We start from the raw sequence: 15,622 nt of genomic DNA, 5'->3' as shown, positions 1-15,622 counted from the left end.
TAGCGCCAAAGAATTAGATCAAATTAATCATTGGATCAATGCGAGACCAATGAAAACACTCAACTGGCAATCACCACGAAAGGTTTTTCAGCAGTTTGCAGTGTTCGGTTAATTCTTGCAATCTACCTTGTTAGTAATCATGAAATTAATGTATGTGGCGTTTTAAGCTTAAAACCACATGATTCAATTTTAACACTAGTCGATTATTTTCGCCGTATTTACCAATAAAGGCTGTTATCTGACAATGCATGGTAAAGTCATTCTGATTGACAAATTAAAGAGAGTCACGCATTTGAATTTCGGATGGGATACGGGTATTTTTTGGTGGTGTGGCTTGACCGTTAACACTTGATAATAATTGCTCTGCTGCGACACGGCCAATTTCTTGGGGATTTTGTGACACTGATGCAATTGCCGGCGTGATCATATCGGCAAATTGGTCGTCGTCATAGCCAATTAAACCGACATCTTCAGGAATATTGAGTGAGCGTGCCTTGGCAAAACGCACGGCAGACCAAAGCACTTGTCCATTGAGCGCAAAAATGGCTGGATGTTGGTGCTGTTTGATTTCCGCATGTAATAATGATTGCCAATCGCTGCCATCAATTTCAATTAGTTTGACGGTGATACCACTACCAGTTAAGCCAGCTTCTAAACCATTATAACGATTCATTCGGCTAGATACGCCATTGATGTGGTTGGCCAAAACAAGAATAGCATCGTATGATTTCGTTTTGAAAATTTTAGCTAATTCGACTGATTTTTGAAAATTATCAGACACAACAGCAGGCCAAGTGAATGGTTCAGTGTAACGATCTACTTGGACTACTGGTGTCTTTTCATCGACAAGCAACTGATAATGTTCAGGTTGATGAACAAGTGGTTGCAAAATGATGCCATCGACTTGTTCAATCATCATTTTTTCAAGGTTACTTAATTCTCGCTCAACACTATTATCGGCGTCCATAATCAAGACTTGATAATGTGTTTTTTGAAAATATTCGCCAATGCCTTTGAGCAAACGTGATGTGTACATATTAGAAATATCAGCGACTGAAACGCCAATTAAAAAAGAGTGATGCGTTTTTAGGGCTTGCGCTTGACGATTGGGCCGATAATCGAGTTTATCAATTGTTTCCTTGATACGCGCTCTTGTATTGCCTGACATATTATCAAATTTACCATTCAAATAACGCGAAATGGTGGTTTTTGATACCCCTGCTTGGGCGGCAATATCATTAATTGTGACTTTTTTATCCATGAAAACATTATACGACAAATTGAAATTGGGGGTTGACAAATATTTGAAAGCGTTTACAATATATCTTGTAAACCGGTTTCCGAAAACGATAAACTAAAAAGGACACTAAGATAGCTAAAGAACAAATGCACATTGATCCAGAAAAATTTGCCTTGAGATTCATTGAATCGTTCAACTTCGATTTTAATGCAAAGGAATTAGAGAGTATGGCCAAAAAGGAATTGGCTGCCTACTTATCTGCGTACTTCCTTGTTGAAAAATTCAATAGAATTGAAAGTGAAAATTTTGATAAAAACGATACTAATAATTTGTCTGATTTAGGCTTTGACGAATTATTAGAACATGTAAAAGATTTAAACAAGTATTAAGGAGTGAATCATGAAAAAATCTCAAATCGTCTTGAACCATCTTGTGTTTGCTAAAGATCATGACAACGGCATGCAGCAATTAGACATGTTAAAAAAAGTTGTTGCATTGGGCGTTCAGTCAGCTGAATTACGTCGTGAATATTTTGATTACATTGCCGCTGAAACGCCAGCTATTGCTGATTACGCAAAAGCACATCAACTACGTTTATTTTATTCGGTGCCAGATGAAGTCTTTGTTAATCATCGTGTCAATCCAAAATTGGAACAATATTATGATGAGGCTGCGCAACTTGGCGTTAGCGTGATCAAATTTAATACAGGTGATTTTGATACATTGTTACCTGAAGATATCCAACGACTAAATGCTTTATTAAATCGTGGTATTGAAACCAATATTGAAAATGACCAAACACAGGTATCAGGTAAAATTGATGCCATTAAGGCATTCATGACTGCTGCCAAAGCAGCTAAGCTCGACATAGGCTATGTCTATGATATGGGTAATTGGCGTTATGTCGGCGAAGATGAAGTTGTCGCAGCGAAAGCACTTACACCTTACGTTCGCTACATTCATGTGAAAGATGATAAGGGTAGTGGGGATAATCTTGTGACAGTGCCTTTAAATGACGGGGATATCAATTGGCAAGCAATCTTGACGATTTTGCCACAAGACGTACCAGTCGCAGTTGAGTATCCAACTGCTAGCGAGCAAGTCATTATTGATGGTGTGCAGGCACTAGAAGCGTATAACTGAGGCAAATCATGACTAACATTATTATTAGTATCCTATTGTTACTGACATTTGTCGGGTTCATTTATTACATTGTGAAGGGTGGCAATCTTGTGATTGGCTTCTTCGTAATGGCATTACTTTGGTCAGTTATTGGCTTGGTGCCATTCAATAAAGTCATTCAAGACGTTATTGCAACACCGGCGTTAAATTATGGTCCAACGATTATATATATTGTTTTTGGTTCTTGGTTTGGGCGAGTGTTGGTTGATTCAGGCATTGCCGGGTCAATTTCAGCTCAAACAGAAAAAGTTGGTCGAAAAGCACCGATATTGGCTGCTATTTTGGTGGTATTGGTCACGGCGTTGATTTTCTCATCTGCTTATGGTGTTGGATCAGTAATCGCAATTGGTGTTATTTTAATTCCAATTTTGCTATCAATCGGCGTTCCAAAAAAAGTCGCTATACCAGCATTTACCATGGCAATTGGTGCGCCAATGTACATTAACGTGGTGTTATTTAATCAAATTAAGGCTTTCTTCCCATCTGTTAGTTTCTCGGGAAAGTATCTGATATTTGGTTTAGCAGCGATGAGTGTTCAATTGATTGGTGTGATCATCTTCATTCTAATTAATAGTAAAAGTATTAAAAATGGCAAAATTGAGACGATTGCCGCCAATAATCAAGCTGATTTTAAAAAGACGCATCCAATTACTTTCATTGTGCCAGTCTTACCAGTTGCATTAAATATGTTTTTCCACTGGGATGCAATTCCTGCGCTGTTATTGGCAACCATTATTGCTTTGCTTTTGACGGGCCAGATGAAATCTTATAAAGGTCTGGTTGAATTCATTAACAAAACAGTGTCTCAAGCAATTAATGATATCTCAGGACTGATTATCTTTTTGATGGCACTAGTGATGTTTGCGGGTGCTGCCACAATGAATGTGCCTCACTTTAAAAGCATTATCGAAGTTATCTTGCCAAGTAGTCCACTTGTGCTGGCGATTGCGGTTGGTATTTTAGCACCATTGGCATTATTCCGTGGGCCTTTGCATGTTTGGGGTGCCGGTGCCGCGACTGCTGCGGTTTTGGCCGCTACGGGTACTTTCCAACCAATTTTCTTATTGCCATTGCTATATACAGCAAGCATCATGGCGGTTTCAATTGATTTAACACAATCATGGAACACATGGGCGTTGACATATTCAAAGTTAGAAACCAAAGAATTTTGGAAGATGGGCATTCCTGTTATGTGGGCAGTTTCAATTGTCAATGAACTGCTAGTATTTGCTTTCTTCGGTCACTAAAAACAAGAGTTTAAGGAGTAAAATAATGAGTGAAATTTTGACATTAGGTGAACCAATTGTAACCTTTACATCAACTGACTTGAATGCTGGGTTAGTTGATAGCATTAACTATTATAAGTTTTTGGGTGGCGCAGAGCTAAACGTGATGATTGGTGCGACGCGTCTGGGACATTCAACTGAATATATTTCTCAAGTGGGTGCTGATCCGTTGGGACAATTTGCAGTAAAAGAAATTGCCAAGTATCATGTAGGTAATCATTATATTTCAACAGATGACCATAACTGGACTGCATTTCAATTGAAAGAGTTAGTGGATAAAGGTGATCCTTCAACCTTTAACTTTAGACGCAATTCGGCTGCGGCTCACTTTGATAAATCAAATATTGATCACATCGATTTTGATGGCGTTAAAATTGCACATTTATCAGGTATTTTTCCTGCTATTTCTAATCAAGCGCGAGAAGCATTCCGTTACTTTGCCGAACAACTAATTCAACGTGGTATTCGGACAACATTTGACCCTAACTTGAGACCTGCTTTGTGGGAATCACAAGAAAAAATGATTGCAACCATTAACGATTTGGCGAAATATGGCGAAATTGTTTTGCCGGGCATTAACGAAGGTGAAATTTTAATGGGCTCGCGTAATCCAGAAAAAATCGCCGATTTCTATTTGGCAAATAGTGAACGCACGCAAACGGTTGTTGTTAAACTTGGTCCTGAAGGCGCATACGTCAAAAATAAAGCGGGTGATAGTTACACAGTTCAGGGATTCAAAGTTGAAAAAGTAGTGGATACAGTTGGCGCTGGCGATGGATTTGCATTGGGACTCATTACTGGCTTGATTGAAGGTTTGACAATGGCACAAGCAGTGGAACGTGGTAACGCCGTTGGTGCATTGCAAGTTCAAACAACGGGCGACAATGACGGTTACCCAACACCAGAACAATTGGCAAGTTATTTAGCAAAAGAACAGAAAGAGGCATAAGCATGACAGAACAAATTTATTTACCAGATGATATTCCTGCAGTAGGTAAAAAAATACTAACAGACGCTGGTTTTGAAGTGGTTGTTGGCACTGGACGTGCCCGTGAAACGATGAAAACTGAAGGCGCAAACGCAAGTGCTGTCTTGATTGGCACGCAACCATTTGATGGTGACATTATGGATGCCATGCCAAACCTAAAAGTAATTGCGCGTAATGGTGTTGGTTATGACGCTGTTGACGTTGATGCTGCCACAAAGCGGGGCATTTATGTGGTCAACACGCCAAAAGCTCTGTCAGGGTCAGTAGCTGAAACAGCTGTATCAGAGCTGTTAGCTATCAGTAAAAACCTCTATCAAGATGCTAAAGCCATTCACGATGATAATTGGAACTATCGTAAGTCACACCCCGGTCGTGATATTGAAGGCAAGACGGTTGGTATTTTAGGCTTTGGTCGAATTGGTCAACAAGTTGCAAAAAAGTTGAGCGGATTTGATGTAAAAGTTATTGCGTATGATCCATTTGCTAAATCAACTGATAGCGTATCAATTGTTGATCGTGATACTATTTTCAAGACAGCAGATTATGTGATGGTGCATTTACCAGCTTTGCCAGAAACAGAGCATTCCATTGGCGCAGCCGAGTTCAAAATGATGAAAAATGACGCGTACCTGATTAACATGGCACGTGGCGTCATTATCGTCGAATCAGATCTTGTTGCAGCACTTAAAAATAATGAAATTGCCGGTGCGGCATTAGACGTCTTTGAAGAAGAGCCTTTGCCAGTAACCAACCCATTGGTTAGCTTAGAAAATGTTTTGCTGACACCACACATTGCTTCAAATACAATTGAAACAAAAGCACGTATGGCAGTTGATGCTACAAATGATATTGTGCGGGTGCTTAAAGGCGAACAGCCAGAAGCAGCTGTTAACCATCTAGAAGCATAACCATTGTTTTGACTTCCCGCTTGTGGGACGTTTTTTATTTTAAAAGCGTATAATGGAATTATTCTAACAATTGATAGGAGATATTATGGCTGAATTGACACGATTTTATAATACATTCCAACCAAAACATTATGAAATCTATTTGGATATTGATCGAGAATCTAAGCGGATTAGTGGTAAAACCACAATTACTGGAACCGCTAAATCAGAAACGATTGCGATTCATCAAAAGGATTTGATGATTAGTGCGGTCCAAGCGGACGAGCAAGATGTGACATTTATGGTAGACCATGACGCAGACGCTATTCGGATTGAATTACCTAAGTCAGGTGAAACAAAAGTTACTATTACTTATACGACAGTTTTGACTGATACGATGATGGGCATTTATCCTTCATATTATGAAGTTGATGGTGAGAAAAAGCAGATCATTGGCACGCAATTTGAAACCAATTTTGCCAGACAGGCTTTTCCAAGTATTGATGAACCAGAAGCCAAAGCAACTTTTGATTTAGCCATTAAGTTTGATGAACAGCCAGGCGAAACTATCTTGGCGAACATGCCTGAAGTGCGTGAAGCAAATGGTGTACACTATTTTGATACAACAGTACGTATGTCAACATATTTAGTTGCCTTTGCTTTTGGTGACTTGCAAAAGAAAGAGACCAAAACGACAAGTGGTGTTAAAATTGGTGTCTTCGCAACCAAAGCACATCAGGCTAAGGAGCTTGATTTTGCACTAGATATTGCGAAGCGCTCAATCGAGTTTTATGAAGACTTCTATCAAACGCCTTATCCATTGCCACATTCATGGCAACTTGCGTTACCTGATTTTTCAGCGGGTGCAATGGAAAACTGGGGCTTAGTAACCTATCGTGAGGCATACTTATTACTTGATCCTGACAACACAGCGCTAGATACCAAGCAGGTAGTAGCAACTGTGATTGCCCACGAGTTGGCGCACCAATGGTTTGGCGATTTGGTGACGATGAAGTGGTGGGATGACTTGTGGCTAAATGAAAGTTTTGCCAATATGATGGAGTATGTCGCCATTGATGCTTTAGAGCCTGATTGGCACATTTGGGAAAGTTTCCAAACAGCTGATGCACCAGCTGCCTTACAACGAGATGCGACTGATGGGGTGCAATCTGTCCATGTTCAAGTTGAACATCCTGCAGAAATTGATGCGCTGTTTGACGGTGCTATTGTTTATGCTAAAGGCGCGCGTATGCTAGTTATGGTGCGTGCGTTGATTGGGGATGAGGCTTTGCGTGCTGGTTTGAAAGCTTATTTTGCTGCGCATCAATTTGGTAATGCTACTGGAGCTGACTTATGGGCTGCATTGGGGCAAGCCTCTGGCATTGATGTGAGTGCTATCATGACTTCTTGGTTGGAACAGCCTGGTTATCCAGTCGTTACAGCAGCTGTTGTTGATGGGCAATTGACGCTTTCACAACAACAGTTCTTTATTGGCGATGGCAAAGAGGTTGGCCGTCAATGGGCCATTCCATTGAACAGTAATTACGATGCCGTACCCGCTATTTTCAAAGATCAGTCAGTGACGATTGGTAATTATGAAGCGTTAAGAGAACAGTTTGGTACACCATTCCGTTTGAACGTTGGTAATAATTCTCATTTTATTGTTAAATATGATGAGACATTGCTACAAGATATTTTAAGTCAATCAGATCAGCTAGATGCGATTTCACAATTACAAATTTTGCAAGATTTGAGATTATTAGCTGAAGGACGACAAATTTCTTATGCACAATTAGTGCCATTACTAGGTCGTTTTGCCAATAGTCATTCGGCTGTTGTGACCGCAGCACTTTACCGCGTTGCAGTGAATTTGAAAAAGTTCGTGACCGCTCATTCTGATGAGGAAAAGGCTTTGAAGGGGTTGTATGACCAACTGAGTCAAGATCAATTAGCACGTTTAGGCTGGCAAGATATTGATGGTGAGTCAAATGACGACCAATTGTCGCGCCCATATATTATCAATGCTGCGTTGTATGCTGAAAATCCAGCCGCAATTGCAGCGGCACATGATATATTTGTAGCTCATGAAAATGATTTGACGAGCCTTTCTGCTGGTACACGTGTCTTCATTTTGGCAAATGAAATGAAACAGTTTGGGTCTGCTGATCTGTTTAATCAATTACTGGCTGAATATCACGCTACTTCTGACGCGAGCTATCAGTCTGATTTGCGTGCAGCTATCACTAGCACAACTGATAAGGCGCTGATTGAACAACTAGTTGGCAAATTTGAGGATGCTGACACAATTAAGCCACAAGATTTGCGTGGTTGGTTCTATGGGCTGTTGGCTAACGAAGACGGACAACAAGCCGCTTGGGATTGGGTACGTGAAGAGTGGCAATGGCTAGAAGATACAGTGGGTGGTGATATGGAGTTTACGACCTATATCACTGTCATTGCAAATGTTTTCAAGACACAAACTCGCCTTGATGAATTTAAAGCTTTCTTTGAACCGAAATTAGATACACCGGGACTGACGCGTGAAATTAAAATGGATACCAGCGTGATTACAAGTCGTGTAGCACTCGTTGCAGCTGAAAAAGATGCTGTCAATGCAGCAGTTGCTGAAGTGACGCAATAAAAAGTATTTGTAGGTGAGTCACCTGATAGTTTGTAAAACTATCAGGTTTTTTCTTTGGCTGATGATGTACTTATGAAAATTGCAATTGTGATATGATTAGCGATAAAATATAAGTGTATTGAAAGCGTTTTCAAATTGAAAGGAGATCATCATGTATTATAGTAATGGTAATTATGAGGCATTTGCCACACCACGAAAGCCAAAGGGGGTTGATCAAAAGTCAGCGTATATTGTTGGTTCCGGATTGGCTGGGTTGTCGGCTGCGGTATTTTTGATTAGAGATGGTCAAATGAAAGGTGAGGCAATTCATATTTTAGAAGAGCTACCATTAGCTGGTGGTTCATTAGATGGCATAGCACGCCCGAACGTGGGATTCGTAACGCGTGGCGGTCGTGAAATGGAAAATCATTTTGAGTGCTTATGGGATTTGTATCGATCAATTCCATCACTTGAAATTCCGGGTGCTTCATATCTTGATGAATATTATTGGTTAGACAAAGATGATCCCAATTCTTCAAATTGCCGATTGATTTACGATCGCGGTAATCGTGTGCCAGATGACGGCGACTATACTTTGGGTAAATCATCACAAGAAATTATCAAACTGATTATGACACCAGAAGCCAAGTTGGGTACGCAAACGATTGAAGATTACTTCTCAGATGCTTTCTTTGAAAGCAATTTTTGGACTTACTGGGCAACGATGTTCGCCTTTGAAAAATGGCATTCTGCTGTTGAAATGCGTCGCTATGCCATGCGCTTTATTCACCATATTGATGGATTACCAGATTTTTCAGCCCTGAAATTTAATAAATATAATCAATATGACTCGATGGTTTTGCCCTTGATTCATTACTTAGAAGACCATGGTGTTGATGTACAATTTGATACCACGGTAGATAACATTATTGTGGATTTTGATAATGGTCAAAAGGTGGCTAAGTCACTAGAATTAACCGTTAGCGGGCAACACGAAACAAGACCATTAACTGCCAACGATTTGGTGTTTGTAACGAACGGCTCTATCACCGAAAGTACAACTTATGGCAGCCACTTTGAACCAGCACCAGTAACTACTGAGCCGGGTGGATCATGGCAGTTATGGGAAAACTTGGCGGCACAATCTGATGAATTTGGCCATCCATCGGTCTTTTATCAAGATTTACCTGCAAAAAGTTGGTTTGTGTCAGCGACTGCCACAATTGAAAATACAGAAATTGATCCCTATATTGAACGTTTGACGAAACGTGATTTGCACGATGGTAAAATCAATACTGGCGGCATTATTACAATTACAGATTCTAATTGGCTAATGAGTTTTGCCGTACATCGTCAGCCTCACTTCAAAACTCAAAAGCCAAATGAAACAACTGTCTGGATTTATGGCTTGTATTCTGATGTGCCCGGCAACTATGTGAAAAAGACGATTGTTGATTGCTCCGGTGAAGAAATTACGCAAGAATTACTTTATCACCTTGGCGTACCAGAAAGTAAAATTCAGCAATTATCCAAGCAAGAGTCGATTAATACAGTGCCGGTTTACATGCCATTTATCACAAGTTACTTCATGCCACGTGTTATGGGTGATCGACCAAAAGTCATTCCTGACGGGTCGGTTAATTTGGCATTCATTGGTAACTTTGCGGAGTCACCATCACGCGATACAGTGTTTACGACTGAATACTCAGTCCGTACAGCAATGGAAGCCGTGTATAGTCTGCTAGATGTTGAACGCGGTGTGCCGGAAGTGTTTAATTCAATTTACGATATTCGTGAATTATTACGTGCCATGTATTATATGAACGACAAAAAAGCCATCACGGATATGAATCTGCCAATTCCTAAGTTAATTCAAAAAGTTGGCATGAAAAAAATTAAAGGGACATGGTTAGAAGAACTGCTTGTTGAAGCACACTTGATGTGAGCATGATTGAAACAGTAGCTTCTCATCATTAAATTATGTCGTCATAAAAGCACGCGTCGTCAGGCGGGTGCTTTTGTCGTATAATGAGATAATAATAACAATTAAAGGAAAAAAATATGATTAATCAATACGGGCGAATTAAGGTAGATTTAGCGACTGAATTACAGGAATTAAAAGCATTAGGATTTAACAGTGACAACTTTGAAACGCTGTTAAGACAGGCTTTGCCTAGCTACCACTCTATTTCAGCTCAAAATGATTGGTTGCGGTTGCATTTGGCAACGGCTGAACAAGAAATTTATAGTTTTTTCCAACAAAAACTAGCAGTGGATCAAGCAGTTTTTTATCGTATTGGTGCACAGTTACTAGGATTCAATGATGAATTAGCCAATAATAACTTTGACGGTGTAGCGACATTTCAAAAACTAGGCTTGCCGATTGTTGCGATTGATACTATCCCCCATGCTTGGTATACGTTGCTAAATACTCATAATAGCACTGGATTATTGTTGATTGATGCATTAGTTAGTCAGGGTTATTTACCACAAAACAATCAACGTCTCATTTTTAATGGTAAGTCATTATCGACGTTTGATACAAATGATTTGATTCGCGAGTCTGTCTGGGTAGAAACGAGTGTTGACACTGATAACGATGGCCAGCTTGATTTAGTACAAGTCGACATTGTTCGTCCAAAAAGTGAGACACCATTGCCCGTTTTGTTCACTGCTTCTCCATATTATCAGGGACTGAATGTCAAAGAAAATGATGCTAAAATTCATTTGGTCAATGTGCCTTTGCAGCGGAAAGAACCAACTCAAGTTGATAAAAATGACGTGACATATCAAGGACTATCAGCTTCGACTGCCAAACCGCGAAAAGTTTCAGGTCACGCAACTGAAACGGAAGTTTCATTTACAGCTGAAGCTGGTTTGCCAGTTGATCTTAATCAATACTTTTTGTCGCGTGGTTTTGCGATTGCTTATTCTGCTGGTGTCGGTACACGGCATGCTGATGGTATGCAAGATACGGGGTCACCCGAGCAAGTCGAATCGATGAAAAATGTTGTCGAATGGCTTGCCGGTAACCGAGTGGCTTTTACGAATCGATACGATAATATCGCAATTGCTGCTGACTGGTCGAGTCACAAAATTGCGATGACAGGCCGTTCGTATTTGGGCACATTAGCAACTGCTGTTGCAACAACTGGCGTTGCAGGGTTAGAAACAGTTGTGTCTGAAGCTGCTATTTCGAATTGGTATCAATATTACCGTGATAATGGTTTAGTGGTGGCACCGGGTGGCTTTCCGGGAGAAGATATGGACGTGTTGGCTGAATTGGTTTACACAAGAATGAAAGATCCAGCAGATTGGTGGCGGACACGTTCTCAGTGGCAAGCCTTTCAATCAGAAACTGCACGTCTTATGGCACGTGATAACGGCAACTATGACCGCTATTGGGATTCGCGTAATTACCTGAAACATGTACAAAATATCAAAATCGATATGCTGATGGTTCACGGTTTAAATGATTGGAATGTTAAACCACGTCAAGTTTACCAGCTTTGGTCTGCCTTAAAGCAAAATAATCATGTTAAAAAGATATATTTGCATCAAGGAGAACATATTTACATCAATAATAACCGTTCCCTTGATTTTTCTGATCAAATTAATCTTTGGTTTTCCGAAAAACTATTGGGATTGCATGTGGACGCGACGACTTCATTGCCAACAGTGACGTGGCAAGATAACACCAATCCAGAAGCTTGGCATGCCCTAGAAGATTGGGGGATTGGTCAAAAAGTCAGTTATCATTTCGCGGATAAAAAATTGTCGCGTAGCCCACAATCAGCTGGTGAAGTAAGCTTCAGGGATTGGCTACCTGAGGACCAATTCAAGCAGTATGGCAAGCATTTCAATGCTTGGCGTCAAGCATTGATTTCAGGAAAAATACCAGAAACAACACAGATTTTTAAGACAGAAGCATTATCAACCGCTCAGACGATTGATGGTGAAATCACGCTAAATTTACGGGTCAAATCCTCAAAAAATATTGGTTTATTAAGCGCTATTATTGTGGATTATGGGACCGATCAATATCTGAAAGTTTCACCAACACCACAAGAAGCCACAGTTGATCGCGGACGAAACTTTAGCCCAACACGTTTGATGGCTTTTGAAATGACCAAGGCAAATCAGAAAATGGTAACATTAGGTCATATTAATTTGCAAAATCGAACCAATGTTTGGCAAACTGATGATTTGCAGGCAGACGAGTTTGTTAATGTCTCATTGACTTTACAACCAACTCACTATCAAATACGTTCAGGTCACCAACTTGGTGTTGTTTTGTATGCGACTGATTTCGAGATGACCGTCCGCGGTAATCAAGATATTGTTTACACGATAGATTTAGCCAATAGTCAAATTGATTTACCAATTGTTAATAAATGATGACATGAAGAGAAAAGCAACTATTCGTTGCTTTTTTTTTACACTTTTTTATTTGTGCATAACTGAACGACCAAAATGAATAAATATCCTGTCTAGTCGTCAAAAGGTTATCAGATACTAACACTAGGCTACTTGTCTATACAATCTCTAAAAAACCTTTAAAACAGCGTTGTAAACGCTTTCAACAGATGGTATATTGGTGTTGTAGACATCAGTGAAGGAGATTAAAAATGAATAAATATCAAATCATCCACGATGAACTACTGAAAGAAATCAACGATGGCAAATATCCCAATAATGAGATGTTACCGAGTGATTTTGCGTTAATGAATCGTTACCACGTGGCTCGTGAGACGTCACGAAAAGCTGTGGCAATGCTAGTTGATGAAGGATATGTTATGCGAATTAAAGGACGAGGCACGTTCGTCATTAATCAAAATCGCTACTCATTTCCTATTTCACATGTTGAAAGTTATCGTGAGTTGGCTGCGCGTCTGAAATTAGATGAACGGACACAGTTGTTGTCGATTACAGATAGTGAGGTACCATCGGTATTTGAGTATGGTGACAACACGCCTGTGCCGGCAACTGCTGTTGTCCGAATTCGATATTTGGACAACGAACCAGTGATTATTGATCACGATTACGTTTTAAAAGATGTTGTGCCTGAAATCAAAAAATTATCGCAATCAGTGTCATTATTTGAACTGTTTGAACAGCAATTGGGATTGGTGATTAGTTATGCTAAGAAAACCATTACGGTTGAACCTGCCAATGCTACGGACAGGCAATTAATGAGATTAGCTGAATCCATTCCAATCGTTGTGATTAGATCAGAGACATTTTTGAATGATGGTCGCATTATCTCTTTCACTGAGTCCAGAAACCGAGCCGATCGCTTTAAAAGCGTTGAATTTTCAAGGCGACATTGAGTGTTGTTGTTAATTGTATTGAGGAGAAAAAATGGCAGATACAAAAATTTTAGCGCCACTAGCAGGTCACGTTATCTCACTTGCTGATGTGGCTGATCCAGTATTTAGTAAAAAAACCATGGGAGATGGTTTCGCCCTACAACCCACTGGGCATGATATTGTAGCCCCAGTTAGTGGTGTCGTTATCGCCATGCAAGGACATGCATTTGGTGTTCGACGCTCTGACGGATTGGAGGTACTGACACATGTTGGTTTGGAAACCGTCAGTCTCGATGGTAAGCCTTTCGAGTGGCGAATTAAAGAAGGTGATCAGGTCAAAGCGGGGGATCATGTTGGGGATGTTGATTTAGCAGAAATCAAAGCAGCACATCTTGATACAACAACGATGGTTGTCTTTACCAATACGGCTGATGTATTAGACAAATTAACACTGATTTCTGGTAAAGAGAATGTTTCAGCTGGTGAGACTGTTGCTGACGCTACTGTGAAAACTATTACACCGGTAACATCATCAGCACCAGCAAAAGGAAATGGTACGAAGTACGAACCCTTAGCGGCAGACATTATTCAAGGCGTCGGCGGTGCACAAAATGTGGATAAGGTCATTCATTGTATCACGCGTTTGCGGTTTTATTTGAAGGACCACACAGTCGCTGATGATCACAAGATTGAATCCCTAAATGGGGTTGCCGGTGTCAATTATGCTGATTCGTTGGGGCAATATCAAGTTGTCATTGGACCTGCAGTCACCGACGTTTATGATGAAGTCGTGGCGCAACTAGGCAGCAGTGTCGTAGATGATGCGGCGACGGCAGATGCAGTTGCTGCAACCAAACAAGAAAAAGGTTCCAAGAATCCCTTGGTCCATGCATTTCAAGCAATCATTGGTACGATAACTGGCTCAATGATGCCAATCATCGGTTTATTGGCTGCTGGTGGTATGTTAAATGGATTTTTGAGCTTGTTTTCAAACAAAGCGTCATTTCCAGCGATTTACTTCATTGATCCAGCATCAAGTACGTTTACGATTTTACAGTCAATGGCCATGGCACCGTTCTACTTTTTGCCTATTTTAGTTGGCTTTTCCGCAGCGCAACAGCTTAAAAGTGATCCTTTCGTAGTTGCCGCTATTGGTGCTTTCTTGGTTAAGCCTGACTTTATCAATTTGACAACGGCGCATGTTGTTGATGGCAAAGTTGTGCAACCAGCGCAGGCGCTGGGTAGTTTGTTTGGTGTAAGCCTTAATTCAAGTTTCTTTGGTTTACCCATCAATATTCCAAGTTACGCATACTCAATTTTCCCAATTATTTTTGCCGCTTGGTTGGCACGTCCAGTAGGTAATTGGCTCAAAAAGCATTTGCCATTAGTATTACGTTCAATTTTCCAACCTTTGCTAACGCTATTAATTGTGGGATCAGTCGTTGTTGTTGTCGTTGGACCAGCTATCACTTTGGTATCACAAGGTATTTCAACAATTGTTAACTGGCTTTTGCACTTAAATTATCCATTGTCTGGTTTGATTATTGGTGGTTTGTATCAAGCACTCGTTATTTTCGGTTTGCACTGGATGGTTGTGCCATTGATTGCTAATGAAATTGCACAAACTGGTCACTCTACTTTGAATGCAATTGTGAACTTTACTATGATTGCACAGGGTGCTGGTGCCTTGGCTGTTTGGGCTAAGACCAAGATTCCATCACTTAAGGGATTGGCTGGTGCGGGCTTCCTATCAGCGATGGCAGGTATTACAGAACCAGCAATGTATGGTATTAATTTGAAGTATGGCCGTGTATTCTGGATGGCTAACATTGGTGGTGCTGTCGGCGGCTTAATTGCCGGTTTGTTCAACTTGAATATGTACGGATTCACAGGATCATTGATTGGCTTCCCATCATTTGCGGTGCCAAAGGGTCAAACAGGTGCGGATAATAATATGTTGATTTTCTGGGTGGCTTAGATTGCGACAATTGCGGTGTCGTTTGCGATGGTTTACTTCTTCGGATTTAAAGATTCAGATACAGGTCAAGTTAAGACTGTTGAAAAGAAAAACGCCTTTAAAGACGCAGTTGCCAAGTAAAGTGAGAATTGT

General features: G+C 40.4%; 10 protein-coding genes and 2 pseudogenes. 11 read left to right on the top strand and 1 reads right to left on the bottom strand.

All coding sequences use genetic code 11. The annotated features are described in order from the left end of the window. Window positions 1–112: pseudogene (locus BMG01_RS10895) on the top strand (IS30 family transposase); the annotation flags it as partial. A 162-nt stretch (window positions 113–274) separates the two neighbouring features. Here BMG01_RS10895 and BMG01_RS01085 read toward each other — a convergent pair. After that, a complete protein-coding gene (locus BMG01_RS01085; protein ID WP_004915573.1) occupies window positions 275–1,261 on the bottom strand; it encodes a LacI family DNA-binding transcriptional regulator in 987 nt (328 codons plus the stop codon). Window positions 1,262–1,371: 110 nt separating this feature from the next. Between BMG01_RS01085 and BMG01_RS11620 the strand changes: the two genes are divergently transcribed. The 10 genes and pseudogenes from BMG01_RS11620 (at window position 1,372) to BMG01_RS01035 (ending at window position 15,610) form a co-directional block, all read left to right on the top strand. After that, window positions 1,372–1,629, top strand: coding sequence for a hypothetical protein (locus BMG01_RS11620; RefSeq protein ID WP_036067214.1), 258 nt, complete (start codon window positions 1,372–1,374; stop codon window positions 1,627–1,629). Between the two features lie 10 nt (window positions 1,630–1,639). Beyond that, a complete protein-coding gene (locus tag BMG01_RS01075) occupies window positions 1,640–2,383 on the top strand; it encodes a sugar phosphate isomerase/epimerase (RefSeq protein ID WP_004915565.1) in 744 nt (247 codons plus the stop codon). Window positions 2,384–2,391: 8 nt separating this feature from the next. After that, window positions 2,392–3,669, top strand: coding sequence for a hypothetical protein (locus BMG01_RS01070; RefSeq protein WP_004915563.1), 1,278 nt, complete (start codon window positions 2,392–2,394; stop codon window positions 3,667–3,669). A gap of 25 nt (window positions 3,670–3,694) precedes the next feature. Next, window positions 3,695–4,657, top strand: coding sequence for a sugar kinase (locus BMG01_RS01065; protein ID WP_004915560.1), 963 nt, complete (start codon window positions 3,695–3,697; stop codon window positions 4,655–4,657). Between the two features lie 2 nt (window positions 4,658–4,659). Continuing rightward, window positions 4,660–5,604: a phosphoglycerate dehydrogenase gene (locus BMG01_RS01060; RefSeq protein WP_004915558.1), complete on the top strand. Its 945-nt coding sequence runs from the start codon at window positions 4,660–4,662 to the stop codon at window positions 5,602–5,604. Window positions 5,605–5,689: 85 nt separating this feature from the next. Then, window positions 5,690–8,224 (top strand): M1 family metallopeptidase, encoded by a 2,535-nt coding sequence (locus BMG01_RS01055; protein ID WP_004915555.1) that lies wholly within the window; start codon window positions 5,690–5,692, stop codon window positions 8,222–8,224. Between the two features lie 151 nt (window positions 8,225–8,375). Continuing rightward, window positions 8,376–10,148, top strand: a complete 1,773-nt coding sequence (locus tag BMG01_RS01050; RefSeq protein WP_036067733.1) for an oleate hydratase — start codon at window positions 8,376–8,378, stop codon at window positions 10,146–10,148. 116 nt (window positions 10,149–10,264) lie between these two features. Beyond that, a complete protein-coding gene (locus BMG01_RS01045; RefSeq protein ID WP_004915550.1) occupies window positions 10,265–12,601 on the top strand; it encodes a Xaa-Pro dipeptidyl-peptidase in 2,337 nt (778 codons plus the stop codon). Window positions 12,602–12,831: 230 nt separating this feature from the next. Next, window positions 12,832–13,533 (top strand): trehalose operon repressor, encoded by a 702-nt coding sequence (gene treR, locus BMG01_RS01040; RefSeq protein WP_004915547.1) that lies wholly within the window; start codon window positions 12,832–12,834, stop codon window positions 13,531–13,533. Between the two features lie 31 nt (window positions 13,534–13,564). Then, window positions 13,565–15,610 (top strand): annotated as a pseudogene (locus tag BMG01_RS01035) (glucose PTS transporter subunit IIA). Window positions 15,611–15,622: the final 12 nt, after the last annotated feature.

Source organism: Leuconostoc sp. BM2 (assembly GCF_002095565.1).
Taxonomy (GTDB): domain Bacteria; phylum Bacillota; class Bacilli; order Lactobacillales; family Lactobacillaceae; genus Leuconostoc; species Leuconostoc falkenbergense.
This window is presented reverse-complemented; position numbering and strand designations above follow the sequence as displayed.